13 protein-coding genes are annotated in these 15,747 nt (G+C 43.3%); 3 read left to right on the forward strand and 10 right to left on the reverse strand.

Annotated elements, in window-relative coordinates; all coding sequences use genetic code 11:
- Window positions 1–178: 178 nt before the first annotated feature.
- Window positions 179–1,150, forward strand: a complete 972-nt coding sequence (locus ACQKC9_RS05425; protein WP_427620812.1) for an ATP-binding protein — start codon at window positions 179–181, stop codon at window positions 1,148–1,150.
- Window positions 1,151–1,190: 40 nt separating this feature from the next.
- Here ACQKC9_RS05425 and ACQKC9_RS05430 read toward each other — a convergent pair whose 3' ends face one another.
- The 7 genes from ACQKC9_RS05430 to ACQKC9_RS05460 form a co-directional block, all read right to left on the reverse strand.
- Window positions 1,191–2,327 (reverse strand): ribonuclease Z, encoded by a 1,137-nt coding sequence (locus ACQKC9_RS05430; protein ID WP_427620813.1) that lies wholly within the window; start codon window positions 2,325–2,327, stop codon window positions 1,191–1,193.
- Between the two features lie 103 nt (window positions 2,328–2,430).
- On the reverse strand, window positions 2,431–2,742 hold the full coding sequence (locus ACQKC9_RS05435; protein ID WP_335731483.1) for a hypothetical protein: 312 nt from the start codon (window positions 2,740–2,742) through the stop codon (window positions 2,431–2,433).
- A 94-nt stretch (window positions 2,743–2,836) separates the two neighbouring features.
- Window positions 2,837–3,505 carry a glutathione S-transferase gene (locus ACQKC9_RS05440; protein WP_057759100.1) on the reverse strand — a complete coding sequence of 223 codons (669 nt, stop codon included), beginning with the start codon at window positions 3,503–3,505 and terminating at the stop codon, window positions 2,837–2,839.
- A 194-nt stretch (window positions 3,506–3,699) separates the two neighbouring features.
- Complete coding sequence (rarD, locus tag ACQKC9_RS05445) at window positions 3,700–4,770, reverse strand: EamA family transporter RarD (RefSeq protein WP_057759099.1); 1,071 nt, start codon at window positions 4,768–4,770, stop codon at window positions 3,700–3,702.
- A gap of 240 nt (window positions 4,771–5,010) precedes the next feature.
- On the reverse strand, window positions 5,011–6,081 hold the full coding sequence (gene rarD, locus ACQKC9_RS05450) for an EamA family transporter RarD (RefSeq protein WP_427620815.1): 1,071 nt from the start codon (window positions 6,079–6,081) through the stop codon (window positions 5,011–5,013).
- Window positions 6,082–6,257: 176 nt separating this feature from the next.
- On the reverse strand, window positions 6,258–9,050 hold the full coding sequence (gene gyrA, locus ACQKC9_RS05455; RefSeq protein WP_427620816.1) for a DNA gyrase subunit A: 2,793 nt from the start codon (window positions 9,048–9,050) through the stop codon (window positions 6,258–6,260).
- Between the two features lie 292 nt (window positions 9,051–9,342).
- Window positions 9,343–9,522 carry a hypothetical protein gene (locus tag ACQKC9_RS05460; RefSeq protein WP_201605401.1) on the reverse strand — a complete coding sequence of 60 codons (180 nt, stop codon included), beginning with the start codon at window positions 9,520–9,522 and terminating at the stop codon, window positions 9,343–9,345.
- Between the two features lie 415 nt (window positions 9,523–9,937).
- Here ACQKC9_RS05460 and ACQKC9_RS05465 point away from each other — a divergent pair, with 415 nt between their 5' ends.
- Complete coding sequence (locus ACQKC9_RS05465) at window positions 9,938–10,219, forward strand: hypothetical protein (RefSeq protein WP_427620818.1); 282 nt, start codon at window positions 9,938–9,940, stop codon at window positions 10,217–10,219.
- A 54-nt stretch (window positions 10,220–10,273) separates the two neighbouring features.
- Window positions 10,274–11,125: a methyltransferase domain-containing protein gene (locus ACQKC9_RS05470; RefSeq protein WP_427620820.1), complete on the forward strand. Its 852-nt coding sequence runs from the start codon at window positions 10,274–10,276 to the stop codon at window positions 11,123–11,125.
- Window positions 11,126–11,158: 33 nt separating this feature from the next.
- On the opposite strand, the gene ACQKC9_RS05475 is transcribed toward ACQKC9_RS05470, so the two are convergent.
- The 3 genes from ACQKC9_RS05475 to ACQKC9_RS05485 form a co-directional block, all read right to left on the reverse strand.
- Window positions 11,159–12,484 carry an ABC transporter ATP-binding protein gene (locus tag ACQKC9_RS05475; protein ID WP_427620821.1) on the reverse strand — a complete coding sequence of 442 codons (1,326 nt, stop codon included), beginning with the start codon at window positions 12,482–12,484 and terminating at the stop codon, window positions 11,159–11,161.
- Window positions 12,485–12,608: 124 nt separating this feature from the next.
- Window positions 12,609–14,285, reverse strand: a complete 1,677-nt coding sequence (locus ACQKC9_RS05480; protein WP_427620822.1) for an ABC transporter permease — start codon at window positions 14,283–14,285, stop codon at window positions 12,609–12,611.
- A 184-nt stretch (window positions 14,286–14,469) separates the two neighbouring features.
- Window positions 14,470–15,594, reverse strand: coding sequence for an extracellular solute-binding protein (locus ACQKC9_RS05485; RefSeq protein WP_427620823.1), 1,125 nt, complete (start codon window positions 15,592–15,594; stop codon window positions 14,470–14,472).
- Window positions 15,595–15,747 lie beyond the last annotated feature (153 nt).

Genomic DNA, 15,747 nt, shown 5'->3' on the forward strand with positions numbered 1-15,747 from the left:
ATAATATAGTGAGATTATTGCCTTCCCATTCGTATCATTTCCAAAGATAATAATAACGCGAATAATGATTACAAGTACTACGATTAATAGGTACTAAGATTGTAGGCACTGAAATTTCAGCAGCGTTAATTGTATTTTTGGGTATGGTATTAAAGACAACCTTAATGCTAGAGCCACTATGTCACAACCAACTATCCCAACCACGCCATCTGATCAACCCACTTATGCCCTACCCGCACCTTTGTTAGACTTACTCAGTCAGTACATACAAGAGCGAGTCACACCAACTATTGAAATCGATCCGAGCCAGCTTGCTTATCGCTGGGTTGGTGGACGCACTGGTCACCTGCAGACTTTGTCGGTCAATTTATTTTTGAGCTTAGATGACTTGCATGGTATCGATACGCAAAAGTCGAAACTGGTACAAAACACCCGTCAGTTTATTAAAGGTTATCCTGCCAACCATGTATTGATGTCAGGCACACGCGGTGCTGGTAAGTCATCATTGATTCGCGCTTTGCTACAAGCCCATCATAGTGAAGGCTTACGTATTATTGAAGTTGCCCGCGATGATCTGCAAGTATTGGATAAGATTCGTGCTGCTATTAATGCTCTACCAGCAGATTGTCATTGCCGCTATATCGTATACTGTGATGACCTCGCTTTTAATGGTCAAGACGAAAGCTATCGTGCGCTAAAGAGCGTGCTCGATGGCTCGCTAGACTCTGAGCAAGACAAACTACTGGTCTACGCCACCAGTAATCGCCGTCGCTTGCTACCGCAGATGATGAAAGACAATGTCGATATTTATAATGGGCAGACGGATGAAGTCAATCCCTATGAAGCTATTGATGAGACCGTGTCATTATCAGATCGATTCGGTTTGTCCCTCACCTTCCACCCTATGGATCAGCAGACTTATTTGCAAATCGTTCAGCACTATCTAAATTTAGAGCAGCAAAAAATCTCAGCTGATATGGATATTGATGCTAAGGACATTTTGGAAAGTCAGTCTATGCCTGATAAGATCAGAAAGGATGCGCTACGTTGGGCCTCAGAACGTGGTGGTCGCTCAGGACGAGTCGCTTATCAATTTAGCCGTTTTTGGAGTGGTAAAACACAATTGGCTATCGAAGACAGTAAGCGCTAGGTCATATCTAACGCTAAATCATATCTAAGCTTAGCCATATCTAATCACTGCGTGCAGAGCCTATATACTGCACGCGACTCTCTTCTTGACTGCCCTCTTGATTGCTTACTAATTCAACTGCACCATCGACCATATATTGGTCAAAATCTACTGCTAACCAAAGATTATCTTTATAAATGTTCTCAGCATCTAAACGAATATTTGCCATGTTTGGTGTCTTGCTATTAGGATTATCAAAACCCTGATAACGGGCGCTAAAGTGGGTCAAAATGATGTTTTTCAGGTTCATCTTTTGCGCGAATGTGCCCACCACATACGCACTGCTATGCATTGGGTCATAGTCAGGGTTTCTGGCTTGAATAGCCATCATGACCTCATGCGTATAAGTGGCTTCATGCACCAATAAATCCGCATTGATAACGGCTTCGCTTAACAAATTTGGCGTATCATTGTCTCCTGCCACCACTATTCGCGTCCGCTGTATTTCCTCATCAACATAGTCTACTGAGTGCAATTGTCTATTATCCTCAGTCGTGACATCTTCGCCTTGCTGTAACTTGCCCCACAGCGCACTGGCTGGAATACCATCTGCCACAAGCTTATCTGTATTAAGGAGGCGGCGGCTAATAGTCTGAGTAATACCAAAGGCATTAGAAGCAACCCGATGTGATAGCCGCGTAATATCAATATCAAGCTGATGTTGGTCGCTTAAGCTAATGTTGACTTTGTTCGTATCACCTTGCTCAGCTAACACCTCTTCAATCGCTACAAAATTAAGAGCAAAAGGTAAATACAATTCCGTGGTTAAGGTAATGGCATCAAGCAAAGTAGCAATCGCTTTTGGGGCAATCAAAGTTAATGGTTCACGGCGTCCTGACATAGCAGCACTAGCTAGCAACCCTGGTAGACCATAGCAATGATCACCATGCACATGAGTGATGCAGATAGCAGCCAATTGATGTAATGAAAGCTTAGTATGTAGCAACTGCTGCTGCGTGCCCTCTCCGCAATCAATCAGCACCCATGGACGCGATTTCTTACTCTGATTATTCTGTTGACGACTTCCTTGCTGTACGCCAGAGGTATGTGGATTCAGACACTCTATTGCCAGTGCAGTCACATTACGCTGTTTGGTCGGTACACCTGCAGAGGTACCTAAAAAGGTTAGCTTTAGCATAATGATGCCTTTTATTTATCAGGAGTACTTTCTGAGAAGTACGAGAGCGTCTCTTCACTCTAAAACGATTACAGAAGTAGAATAAACGAAGAGTATGCCCTAGCTACGACAGTTGGCATATCATGGTCTTTTGACCTTCAATCATTTGCCCACCATTGGCAGTGCACTCATTTACCATATTCGATTCGTAAGATTTCCAGCCACCATAAAAGCTCGCTGCACACAGAATTACCACCAGAATTTTCTGTGACCACGACTTGATAGAGACTTGCTGGCTATTAATCTGTTGTCTATTATTTTCTTGCATACTGGTATCTTGCTTATTAAGTGACGTTTGAGTTGCTGACTGATTATCGTCTTTATCTAGGCTATCTTGTTTCAGATGGTCTTTATTCGAGGTATTTAGATCTGTCATAACATTATCCTAAAAAAGGCTTTGTTTATTCATAAACAAAGCCTTTGGTCTACATGGCTACTTAAGCGTTGAGAGAGGATTATACCAGTATCCTCTAAAAATTCAGACGGCCGCCCTTTTTTTCTGCTCGCTTAAAGGCATCTCGCTCTTCGCAGCGTTTGAGCCAGTTCAAAAGATTGGTATATTTACTCTGATCTAAACCTGCACCAGCATTGGCACCCAAGACTGCAAGATGCATTTGAATATCAGCGGCGCTAAATTCACTACCTGCAAACCAATGGTTTTCATGTAGATGACGCTCCATCATATCTAGCATCTTCTCCAAACCGCTACTGATCATGTTTTTTTCAATCTGACCTTGGATTTTTTTGCTGATAGGTTTGATTAGCATCGGCGACTGAGACACTACTTTTGTGAATACCAAACGCATGACCAACAGTGGCATCAATGAAGCCTCTGCAAAGTGTAGCCAAAACGTATAAGCTTCCCACGCTGCTTCGTTATTATCGTCAGGTTTGAACTGCTTTTCTTTATCGTAGTGCTTAATCAGATATTCAATGATAAACCCTGACTCAATCAGCACACGATCGTCCGCTTCTAGTATCGGTGCATTACCAATCGGATGCACTTGCTTTAAGCTATCAGGAGCACGGTATGCCTTGTTGCGCTCATAGCAAGTCAATTTATAATCCGCGCCGAGCTCTTCCAACAGCCAGATAATACGAAACGAGCGCGAGTTTGCTAAATGATGAAGATGTAACATAAACCGTCCTAGTTATATATTGTAGTAAATCAGCCATAATATCTCAGATATAGCGCCATATGTTCACTCAATCGCGGCACTACTGCTCTCGATAATAGCGTAATTTCTACTTCTTTAATACTGTGAGTTGGCAGACATGATGGAAAACTATGCCTACCGAATCGATACTATCTAAGACGGTGTACTTTTTGACATCAATCTAAATGCAATGCTTCAATCTTGCGCGTCATTTTATCTATCTTTTGCTGATATTTTTTGATCTGACGGAATCGATGCGCGATTAGCACGCCTTTGATACGGCGATTTTTCAGGCGGCGACGAGGTGGAAAACTGCCCACTTGTGGCTCATTGTAGCCGTGTAAGCGGTCTTCACGTTTACGCGCCATATAGCCCAACGCGCTATCAGCAATCATAATTAGCAGTGCGATGAAAATCATGCTGTACATCAGCATGGAGCCACCATCATGTAAATTACGATCTAAAATTGCGATTGAGAAGATAAACAAGAATATCGGCTCAAGGTAGCATAAAGTCCCAAACAGTGAGACAGGCAGCTTCTGACTGGCTACCATTGTCAGTGACATTGCAGCAGTACTAATAATGCCTAATAGCGGCAGCAGATACCAAAGCTTGTGGTTGGTGATTGCTACTTCAAAACCACCATTCATATACAGCGCGACCAATACCACTGGTAACAACAATACAAGGTCTGAAATCAGACCAGTAATAGGCGGTACTGCCAACTTGCGACGCAGTAGATAATAAGGAGGATAACCCAAGCAAACAAATAAAGTCGCCCAAGAAATAGCGCCATACTCAAAAATATCGTAAGCGATACCGAGACCTGCACATACGATAGCAGCCCACTGAAGTAAGCTCATGTCTTCGTTGTAAAAGAACCTGCCGACAACGATCATAATCATCGGATATAGGAAATAACCCAACGTTACCTCAAGTCCCAAACCATTGACTGGCGCCCACATAAATATCCAGATTTGCGCGCCCAAAATCGGTGTGGGTAATATAAATAAAAACCACTCTTTTGCGTTCTTTAGTGTTTTTAGATAATCGAAAATGTGCTGCCACTGCTTTAATACGCTGACCAGCAGCACGAGACTAAAAAACATTGTCAGCACGCGCCACGAAGCGACTTGCGTACCTGATAATGGTTGCAGCAGTAGACCAAATAAGAACAGTAATGAGTATAAAAAATTTGCAGCGACAGCAGTGATTGTACCCTGCGAGGTTTGGTTAGTAGTCAGCATCACAACAGCCTTTAAAGATTGGGGCACATCCATGGCAATTTTTAAAAAAAACAAAAGCCTCAGACGAGAACGTCTGAGGCTTTTGCATATAAGGTCGTCGCGCAATCTAAGTTGAACGCTTTTGATGTATTAGGCTTACATCATGGTCGGCATTATGTCAAAGTCAGAATGAATAAGCAATGCCACTGTTCATCTAGTGTCTAAACTTTTAAATTGAGTAAATTTAATGCAGGTAAGTGCTTATTTTGCATCAAGTTGTTCGATTTTTTGCTGTATCTTATCCATCTTCTTTTGGTAACGACGAATCTTACGAAAACGATGGGCTTTTAGCACGCCATCGATACGCTGATTGATAAAATGACGACGCGGAGGAAAGCCGCCAATCTGAAGCTCTCTATAACCATGCAAGCGATCATTACGCTGACGAACGAGATAGCCTTTTATGCTATCAGCCATCATAACCAGTAGCGCAAGGGTAATCATGCCGTACATAAAGAGCGAACCACCTTCTTCAAGGCTTTGACTCAGAATCGTGATAGACAACACAAATAACAGCATCGGCTCTATATAACTTAGCGCCCCAAACAGTGATACTGGCAACTTACTACTGGCAATCATCGTCAGCGACATCGCAAGCGCACTAAAAGCACCAAGCAGCGGCAATAGATACCAGAACTTGATATCTTGCGCCGCAACATCAAAACCGCCCGTCATATAGAGCACGATGAGCACGACTGGTGTCAACAGCGTCAAATCAAACAATAACCCTGTAATAGGCGGTACAGAAAGGGTGCGCCGTAGCAGATAATACGGTGGATAACCCAAGCATACAAACAACGTCACCCAAGAGACCGAACCATACTGAACAATATCGTAGCCGATACCGAGTGCTGCAAATATCGCGGCAGCCCATTGCAAGATGCTCATATACTCATGGTAAAAGAATCGACCAAGCACAATCATCACTAGCGGCAATAAAAAATAGCCCAACGTAACATCGAGACCAAACCCATTGACCGGCGCCCACATAAACAACCAAATCTGCCCACCTAGGATTGGTGCAGGTAGTATAAATATTAACCATTCCTTGACTGTCTTTAGCGTCTTTATATAATCAAAAACACGTTGCCACTGCTTAGTCAAACTGACCAATATCACCAAACTGAGCAACATCATGAGCACACGCCATGACGCTACCTGCGTCCCTGTTAAGGGCAACATAAACAGTCCAAACAAAAACATCATCGAGAATAAAAAGCTCGATGATACCGAAGCAACCGTTCCCTGAAAAGTTTGATTGGTCGTAAGCATAACAACAGCCTTAAAAAATAGAACCTTATTTACAGTATTGAAAAAATGAGAATGAAAAAACAAAAGCCTCCGACGATAACGTCAGAGGCTTTTTTCTAGAAAAATGCTAAGAGACTAGACTCAAAAGCTAATTACCAAGACTATTACTCGTCATCGTCTTATGCATAGTTAGTCTATTATAGATTGTCACTTGGTTTATTATCGTTTGCAATATCAATCGCATCATCGACGTCGGTAGTTGCGGTATTGTCAGTTGTCGCATCAATATCTATCTGCTCCTGACCTTCTACATCAAACGTACCGTCTTCTCTCATGGCATCGATAAGCTCGTCATCGCTCTCTTCGTGCTCAACACGCGCCATGGCAACCAGCTTTTCATCTTTTGACAGACGAATCAGTGTAACACCTTGTGTATTACGGCCAGAGCTAGCGACATGCTCAACTGGGGTACGAACCAACGTACCTTTATCAGAGATTAAGATAATATCATCGGTAGAGTCAACCTTGGTCGCTCGTACTAGTGCGCCATTACGTTCACTAGTCTTGATAGCGATCACACCGCCACCGCCACGATTTTGTGTATTGAACTCATCAATGAAGGTACGTTTACCAAAGCCGTTTTCACAAGCAATCAAGATTTCACGTACATCATCTTCGATAACGACTAATGATTTGATGAATTCATCAGTAGCCAGACGCATACCGCGGACGCCTTTAGCTGTACGGCCCATCGCACGCGCATCATTCTCATCGAAACGAATGGCTTTACCACTTGAAGCAAACAACATCACTTCTTGACTACCGTTAGTGATACGAGCGCTGACCAATTTATCACCGTCTTCTAATCCAACTGCAATCAAACCGTTCGAGCGAATATTAGCAAACTGCTTCAGCTCTACCCGCTTCACTGTACCGTTGGCCGTGGCAAAGAATACAAAAGGCGGCTCTGCTTGGTTGCTATCTTCTACCGAATCGTCATCATTGCTTACTTCTGACACTTCACTTACTACTGATGTATCTTCCACAATTTTTGGAATTGGTAGTATGGTTGTAACAGTTTCGTCGCTATTTAGACCAATTAGATTGACCAATGGACGACCACGAGCACCGCGACTGGCAATTGGTACTTCAAAACCACGTAAGCTAAAGACACGTCCACTATCAGTGAAACACAGTACCGTAGAATGCGTTGATGTCACGACTAAATGATCGATTACATCGTCTTCTTTCATTGCCGTAGCAGACTTACCTTTACCGCCACGTTTTTGTGCAACATAATCATCAATCGGCTGAGTTTTGGCGTAACCAGTACGCGATACTGTCATGACGACCGTTTGCTCAGGGATAAGATCTTCGCGACTAAAGTCCATACGTGAATCGATGATATCGGTACGGCGCTCATCACCAAAGTTATCACGAATCTCGATCATTTCATTAGAGATAATCGCCATCAGCTTATCAAAATCGCCAAGAATAGACTCTAAGTGTGCGATTTCACGCAGTAAGTCTTGGTATTCTTCGGTCAATTTATCTTGCTCAAGACCCGTTAAACGATGCAATTGCATATCTAAAATCGCATTGACCTGCTCAAGTGACAAGCGATAGCGCTCTTCGCCTTCGATCAGACCAAATGGCGCTTTAGGATCTTCGCCTTCGATAAACTCAGGACGTACCGATTGACTACCAGCAGCCGTAAGCATCGCAACAACGCTACCTGAGCCCCATGTGTTATTTAATAGACTTTCACGTGCTAGACCACGGTTTGCCGACGCTTTAATCGTCGCAATAATTTCGTCGATATTGGCTAGTGCGACCGTTAGACCTTCTAGCAAATGACCACGAACGCGGGCTTTGTTCAATTCATAAATCGTACGGCGGGTCACCACTTCTTGACGATGACGGACAAATGCAGCGATAAGCTGACGCAAGGTCAATAGTTTTGGCTGACCATTATCGAGTGCCACCATATTGATACTAAAGCTAGACTCTAGCGGCGTTTGTAGAAATAGGTTATTAACAATAACTTCAGCGGTCTCGCCACGACGTAAGTCAATAGCGATACGCATACCGTCTTTATCAGACTCATCACGAATTTCGCTAATGCCTTCGATTTTTTTATCACGTACCAGCTCTGCGATACGCTCGATCAGCTTGGCTTTGTTAGCCTGATAAGGTACTTCGGTAAATACAATGCGCTCACGATCGCGGTTAACGCCAGCATTGCTCATCGGCTCGATATGATAACGACCACGAATATGCAAACGGCCTTTACCCGTACGATAAGCATCTAAAATGCCCGCGCGGCCATAGATAATACCGCCCGTAGGGAAATCAGGACCTGAGATATGCGACATCAGCTCTTCAGCTGAAACTTGTGGATTTTCAGCATAGGCCAAACAAGCATTAATCACTTCAGTCAAATTATGCGGGGCCATATTGGTCGCCATACCAACGGCAATACCCGTCGCACCATTGACCAATAGGTTAGGAATACGCGCTGGCATCACGCTTGGCATGCGCTCAGAGCCGTCGTAGTTGTCTTCCCAATCGACCGTGTCTTTGTCCAAATCAGCGAGCATCTGGTGGGTCAGTTTGGTCATACGTACTTCGGTATAACGCATCGCTGCCGGAGGATCATCGTCGATCGAGCCAAAGTTACCTTGACCATCAACCATTGGATAGCGCAAGCTGAAATCCTGCGCCATACGGACGATGGCATCATAGACGGCACTATCGCCATGTGGATGGTACTTACCGATAACATCACCAACCACACGTGCTGATTTTTTATACGGTTTATTATAATCGTTTGATAGCACGTGCATGGCATACATCACGCGGCGGTGTACAGGTTTGAACCCATCACGCACATCAGGCAGCGCACGCGAGACGATCACGCTCATCGCATAATCCAAATACGACTGCTTTAGTTCATCTACGATGCCAATAGGACTGACCGATTCGCTCATATACACTCCTTCACTCACATTTTTTTCTAACGTTGACACATCGCTTATGGTACCCATAGATCATATAAAAATACTGCCACATAAATGGGCAGTCATGACCAAAATAGACACCATAAAAAAACACTGCTACACGTGCAAAACAATAGGAAAATAGCGATAGTTTTAATGTTTAATAAAAGAAGCTATTTTAGCACAAATTTGCTGATTTAGGGGGTTCTGACCACCATTAAAATCAAGCTAGGCGGTTCATTTGCAGTGATATTTTGAATTACTGACACACGCTAAAATAATTCTAATGGCAGGTTTTTTTTGATTGACTGATTTTGCCATTTTTACAGACGAACTTACCATCTGCTGAGCAATGAGACACCCCGCCCATTTTACCCGAACAAGGCGTATTTCGAGCTTGTGCTTGGCTCATAGATGTAAAGGCAAATACTAGGGCGAGTAGCGCTGTGCTGATTGATTTCATTGTTTATTCACCGTATTTGATGGATATTAAATAGAAAAATACTATACTCATTTAGTACGGCTCGACAAGATTTATTTTGACTAACTGAATGAATACTTATATTTCTATCTACAGTTCAACACGACATTTAATTTAACGCTAAAATCTTGAGCATAGAGCTCATACGTGGTTTGCATATAAGCTCTATTGGCAAACAACTAAGATGCTTAGAATATTTAGCTAGTCCAACGATGCATACAACTTGCTTTGTCATGAGCTAATAGCTTTCAAAATCATATTATTTTAATGAGCACATTATGATTTAAACCACTTTAATGCGGTTATTTTTTAGTGATACTGGACAAAAAAATTCTAAACGCTACACTACCTCATCTTTTATAGCACTTACATAACGACCTAACAGGCTACTTTTATTATGGATATCATTCTTGCAATTTTTTGGATTTTAGCAATGGTGCTATACAGCTTTTCGAGCGATTACGTTGCTAGCTTTCCTAACCATAACAATCGCGCTGTCCCTTATGTCCGTTGGGGAGCACTTTTAGTCGCTATGGCTTTATCAGCATACTTGTCAAAAGCCTATCAAGAAAACCTACAAGGCAATGGTATGTGGGTGTTTGTTATCGTGGTATTTGTGGTTATTGTTTTAGCGAAGGTCGTTTTTAAATGGGTAATTAACAGACGCCTGAAACGCTAATTAATACTGAATAGTTTTATTAATTTGACCCTCTTAATTATTGATCTAATACCTATGCCAATTAAACATCAAGATAGCCAGCCTGACTCAAACCTTTCTATACCAGCAGAAAACGATCGAGCAGATCGTAGTTTCGATGCCATTGCCGATCATTTCGAAAAGAAAGTGTATGGTGGTCTAAAAGGCGAGATACGATTGGCTGTGCTACGCCGTGATATTTTTGAATATAGCGCGCAGATGAGTGAGGCGCTTGGGCGACCTTTACGTATCTTGGATGTGGGTGCAGGGCTTGCGCAAATTGCGATAGAACTTGCTGCTCAAGGTCATAGTGTAGTCATCAATGATATATCAGCAAATATGCTTGAGAAGGCAAAAGCGAGCGCAGAGAAAATCGATAAAAAGCTAGACATCACTTGGTATGTCTGCCCTTATCAGGCGCTTGAAGAAAAACTGGCTCAGACAGAGACAGAAAAGTTTGATTTGATTATGTCGCACGCGCTACTCGAATGGTTGGCAGAACCAGCAGCGGTCATGGACTTCTTTGATCAATATCTAACAGATGATGGCGCGCTGTCTTTGTGCTTTTATAATCCTGCAAGCTTTGATTATCGTAACCTTATCATGGGAAATTTTAATCTACTCGATAATACAAACTATAAGGCAGACAATAAGAAAAGTCTGACACCCAATCATCCCGTCGCTAAAGAAGAAGTCGAGTCTTGGCTCAAAGCGCATGATTATCAGACGGTACGTAGCAGTGGTCTACGAGTGTTTCATGACTATGCACCGCTCAAGCGTGGCGGGCATAACGACCCAGATGCAGTGATCAGAATGGAGTTACGCTACTCACAATTAGAGCCGTACAAATGGCTTGGCCGTTATTTACACATTTTGGCTAAACGGTAAATTTAGAAGATTACCCAAGAATGATGAAGACTACTAAACCTCTTCATCCATTCTCGATGATCTATCGTATTCTGACCAAGTAGTGGCATTGATGTCTTTTTCATCGAAGACTACGACATGCTCTAGCAAAGGCAGAATGCCAATATGCGAGCCGATTGCATGGTTATGATGGCTCGCAACCAAGGATAAAACAGTCTGTCCGTCATCTAACTGCAGTCGATACAAGTAGTTGGCACCGCGAAAAACACGTCCGATAACCAAAGCTGTCTGCGTACTGTCATCATCATGAATAATATCATCAGGGCGTACGAGTACTTTGATCGGTGTGCCATTTGGATAATCATACGCGCAATATTGTGGTTGTCCTGATTCATCATAGACTTCCATGCGGCGATAGATATTCCCTAGCGCAGTCTCAACATGACCTTCTTTGATGATACCGTCTATCATGGCGCCTTCGCCTACGAATTCTGCAACAAAAGGACTGACAGGCTCATGATACAGCTCGCTTGGCCTTGCCCACTGTACCAATCGCCCTTTATCCATTACCCCTACTTTATCCGCTAGCGCAAACGCTTCATTTTGATCATGAGTGACCAAAATCGCTGTAGTGTTGGTACGTTTGAGAATATCACGGACATTCATTGCTAGTGATTCACGCAGCACCACATCTAGATTAGAGAATGGTTCATCAAGTAATAGTAGTTTTGGTTTGGGTGCTAGCGCTCTTGCGAGAGCAACACGCTGCTGCTGACCACCAGAGAGCTCATTAGGGCGTTTGTCTGCATGCTCAGTCAATTCAACTAAACTTAGCATCTCAGCCACCCGAGCTTTTTTGTCAGCAGCTGACCATTTATTAAGACCAAAGGCGATGTTCTTTGCCACGCTTAAATGACCAAACAGAGCATAATCCTGAAATACCATGCCCATGCCACGCTTGGCTGGCGCCACTGCAAACGATTGGCGAGCAGTTTTTTCTGTTAAGCGTTGATTGTTCAGATAGATAGTGCCGCCGCGACTTTGCTCCAGTCCTGCAATAGCTCGAAGTGCTGTAGTCTTCCCGCAGCCGCTATAACCTAAGAAGCAACCAATCTCGCCTTGCTCCAACATCAATGATAGACCATTGACGACGATAGAATCGTCATAGCCTACGATGAGATTTTGCACACTAAAGTAAGGATCTGTCGCGATATGTTTCTCAGTATTTTGTTGTGAGGTATTGCTTTGTTCTACAGTTTTATTCGTCTGAACTGGATTGATTCTATTTTGTGACAGTGGTGATTTTGCTACAGGCATATGACTAGCCCGAGCCTTTTCTGACTTAGAATTTGTGGAGTCGTTCATTGAATCAGTGTACATAGACGGTACCAGTTCGCTATTAGTAAGTAAAACCATCGATAAAACAGAGCAAATTATAATATAGTTGACACTACGAATGTGCTGTTAAACCTATGCCAAATTATTGCTATTAGCTTCGTTGCTATTAGCTATGTTTGTCGCTTTGACGCAGTAATATCCAGACAGGGAGCAATCCAACTAGCACGATTAGCAAACTCGGCAATGCGGCTCGCCCCCACATACCTTCGCTCGTCATTTCAAACACTCGTACTGCAAGCGTATCCCAGCCTTGACGCCGTGTCATCAGCGTAATGGGCATCTCTTTCATCACTTCGACAAAGCCCATCAGTAATGCAGTCAATACACCAGGGCTAAGCACAGGCAGCATCACATGGCGCCAGCGCTGATAAGGACTGTCGCTCAGTAATTTTGCAGCAGCCTCCTGATTGACAGTCAATCGTTGCAGTTGTCTGTCAACTGGCTGAAAACTCACTGTCATAAAACGTGTCGATAATGCCAGTAGCATAACAATGACACTGCCAGAAAGCACTTGCTGTGAGGTGATACCAAACGCAATCATTTGATTATCAAGCCATGCAATAGGTATAAATATCCCTACCGCCAACACAGTCCCCGGTACGACATAGCCTAAATTGGCTAAAGTGGTCATTAGCTTAGTCGACTTATCAGGATACTGCCGTTTAATCCACGCAATGATAACGGCCAAAAAGGCAATAAACAACGTGGTCATACTAGCAATCATGAGGCTGTTGGTGACAAAATCAATGTAACGTGCATCAAAATCTTGGCGAAAATTAAGTGCTGTCCAATAGATGAGCTGCAAGAAAGGAATTAAGAAGGCAACTAAAAAGATCAGCGTACACAGCAACGTCATGGCCAGCTTAGCAGGTCTGCTAGCATCGAAACGTTGGCTGCTACCTTGGGTAAGTGAGCTACCACGCTTCGCTTGCCAATACTGCTCAAACAATACCACGATAAAAATCACACCAATGAGCAAGGCTGCTAGCTGAGCCGCTGTGGTCAAACTAAAGAAACCAAACCACGCCTTATAAATGGCGGTAGTAAAAGTATCGACATTGAATACGGATACTGCACCGAAATCTGCTAAGGTTTCCATACTGGCTAGCAATAAGCCACCTATAATCCAAGGCAGTGCCTGTGGTAGAGCCAGTCGAAAAAACACACGGCTACGACTCAAACCAAGCATCTGCCCCGCTTCTATCGCTCGCCTGCCTTGTGACAAAAATGCCTGACGCGCGAGCAGATATACGTAAGGGTAAAACGCTAGCGACAATATCAAGCCTGCGCCCCATACATTCCTTATCGACGGTATAGCAGTACTAATACCAGAATCGCGTAAAGCTGTCTGTAGCGGCCCACTAAAGTCAACAATGCCGATAGTGACAAATGCCAATACATAAGCAGGGATGGCAAGTGGCAACATCAACGCCCACGAAAAGAAACGCTGACCAGGGAAACGATACATACTAGTAACCCAAGCCAGAGCAGTACCAATAGTGCCTGAAACGACAGTCACCATAAGCAATAAAATCGCCGTGTTTTTGAGCACTTGCGGCAGTACATAGTCTGCCATGTGTGTCCAAATCTCTGCCACTGGCTGAGTCCACGACAGCAGCACGATTAAAATCGGTACTAGCATAAACAATGAAATCAGCCCTAAGACTGATTTCGAGATAATACGTTTACGAAGGGCGTGGTCTTGGCTGACAGTCTGCTGGTCATTAACACCGTCATTGACAGTATCGTTTTGACTAACAGACGCATCTGGCGTTGTGATCATATTATCATTACCGTGTCATACGTATAGAGACCTTATAAGCTTATACCAACCTCAAAATCGTCATTACCTAAATAACTCATCTGTAATAACTAACCTTTGAACCTATTCTTTAAAAGCTATTGTTTAAGAACTATTGTCTCGAAGTTATGATTTTGCGATTGGTATCAGTATTACTGGCGATCCCTTATTTATAACCCGCTTTATCCATCATTTGGATAGCTTGAGTTTGTAGTTCACCGAATTTCTGTACATTGATATCGTCTTTTTTGAACTCGCCCCATGATCTGAGCATATCTGACTCATCGATACCTACTTTTACTGGGAATTCTTTGTCAGAGCTGGCATAAAGACCTTGTGCCTCATCAGATGACAACCACTCTATCAGTTTAAGCGTACCATCTGGATTGTCTGAACCTGCAACCACACCAGCGCCTGAGATGTTTACGTGCGTACCAGTCGTATCTTGGTTTGCCCAGAATATCTTCACAGGGAAGTTTGGTTTTTCGTCCAATAGACGACCATAGTAGTAACTATTAGCAATACCGACTTCACACTGACCAGCAGCGATGGCTTCTAGCATCGCAACGTCATCACTGAACACGTCAGTCGCTAGGTTATCAACCCACCCTTTAATAACTGCTTCGGTCTTCTCTTCGCCCAAATGCTCCATCATGCTAGCAACAAGCGATTGGTTATAGACCTTTTTAGAGGTACGTAAGCATAGTTTGCCTTTCCATTTTGGATCGGCCAAATCTGCATAAGTAGATAACTGGTCGGCAGTAACTTTACTTGGGTCATAAAAGATAGTACGTGCACGTAGTGACAGACCTGTCCACTGACCTTTTGGATCACGGTATTTTGCAGGGACATTGGCTTCTAATACAGTAGACGATACTGGCTGTAATAGGCCTTGCTCTGCAGCCTGCCATAAGTTACCAGCATCAACAGTCAATAGCATATCAGCTGGAGTATTCTGACCTTCAGCTTTTAGACGCGCCATCAAAGGCCCAGTTTGGTCTGTAACCAGTTCAACTTTTACGCCTGTTTGCTCAGTATAGCGATCTAACAATGGCTTAATCAGCTGCTCATTACGTGATGAGTAGATAGTAATTGTCTGACCATCAGCAGTCGTAGATTCTTCAGTTGCTGCTTGCTGCTCAGCACCTGTTTCTGTTGACTCTACTTCTACGCTCTCTTCTGTGGTTGAAGAATTACTACAACCTGCCAAACCCAACATCATGCCAAATACGGCTGCAGGTAGGATAAGCTTCGTAGAGGTTAGATTAGCGCTGATAGCGTTCAATGACATGGTTTTCCCCATAGTAATGCTATAAAAAAAGTAAGACGGATGATGAGACAAAATAACAGTGATTATAACGCTGACTTGCTAAGCGCTAGCAGTAATCAGGCCATAATATATCAAAGCAACATACTAATGGAAGTGAGATTAATTATCAATACA

The organism is Psychrobacter sp. NPDC078409 (genome assembly GCF_050268505.1).
GTDB lineage: Bacteria > Pseudomonadota > Gammaproteobacteria > Pseudomonadales > Moraxellaceae > Psychrobacter.

What these genes read in the sequence shown, in the direction of transcription:
- ACQKC9_RS05425 (WP_427620812.1), top strand. Translation starts at nt 179, where the DNA reads ATGTCACAACCAACTATCCCAACCACGCCATCTGATCAACCCACTTAT.
- ACQKC9_RS05430 (WP_427620813.1), bottom strand. Translation starts at nt 2,327, where the DNA reads ATGCTAAAGCTAACCTTTTTAGGTACCTCTGCAGGTGTACCGACCAAA.
- ACQKC9_RS05435 (WP_335731483.1), bottom strand. Translation starts at nt 2,742, where the DNA reads ATGACAGATCTAAATACCTCGAATAAAGACCATCTGAAACAAGATAGC.
- ACQKC9_RS05440 (WP_057759100.1), bottom strand. Translation starts at nt 3,505, where the DNA reads ATGTTACATCTTCATCATTTAGCAAACTCGCGCTCGTTTCGTATTATC.
- rarD (WP_057759099.1), bottom strand. Translation starts at nt 4,770, where the DNA reads ATGCTGACTACTAACCAAACCTCGCAGGGTACAATCACTGCTGTCGCT.
- rarD (WP_427620815.1), bottom strand. Translation starts at nt 6,081, where the DNA reads ATGCTTACGACCAATCAAACTTTTCAGGGAACGGTTGCTTCGGTATCA.
- gyrA (WP_427620816.1), bottom strand. Translation starts at nt 9,050, where the DNA reads ATGAGCGAATCGGTCAGTCCTATTGGCATCGTAGATGAACTAAAGCAG.
- ACQKC9_RS05460 (WP_201605401.1), bottom strand. Translation starts at nt 9,522, where the DNA reads ATGAAATCAATCAGCACAGCGCTACTCGCCCTAGTATTTGCCTTTACA.
- ACQKC9_RS05465 (WP_427620818.1), top strand. Translation starts at nt 9,938, where the DNA reads ATGGATATCATTCTTGCAATTTTTTGGATTTTAGCAATGGTGCTATAC.
- ACQKC9_RS05470 (WP_427620820.1), top strand. Translation starts at nt 10,274, where the DNA reads ATGCCAATTAAACATCAAGATAGCCAGCCTGACTCAAACCTTTCTATA.
- ACQKC9_RS05475 (WP_427620821.1), bottom strand. Translation starts at nt 12,484, where the DNA reads ATGTACACTGATTCAATGAACGACTCCACAAATTCTAAGTCAGAAAAG.
- ACQKC9_RS05480 (WP_427620822.1), bottom strand. Translation starts at nt 14,285, where the DNA reads ATGATCACAACGCCAGATGCGTCTGTTAGTCAAAACGATACTGTCAAT.
- ACQKC9_RS05485 (WP_427620823.1), bottom strand. Translation starts at nt 15,594, where the DNA reads ATGTCATTGAACGCTATCAGCGCTAATCTAACCTCTACGAAGCTTATC.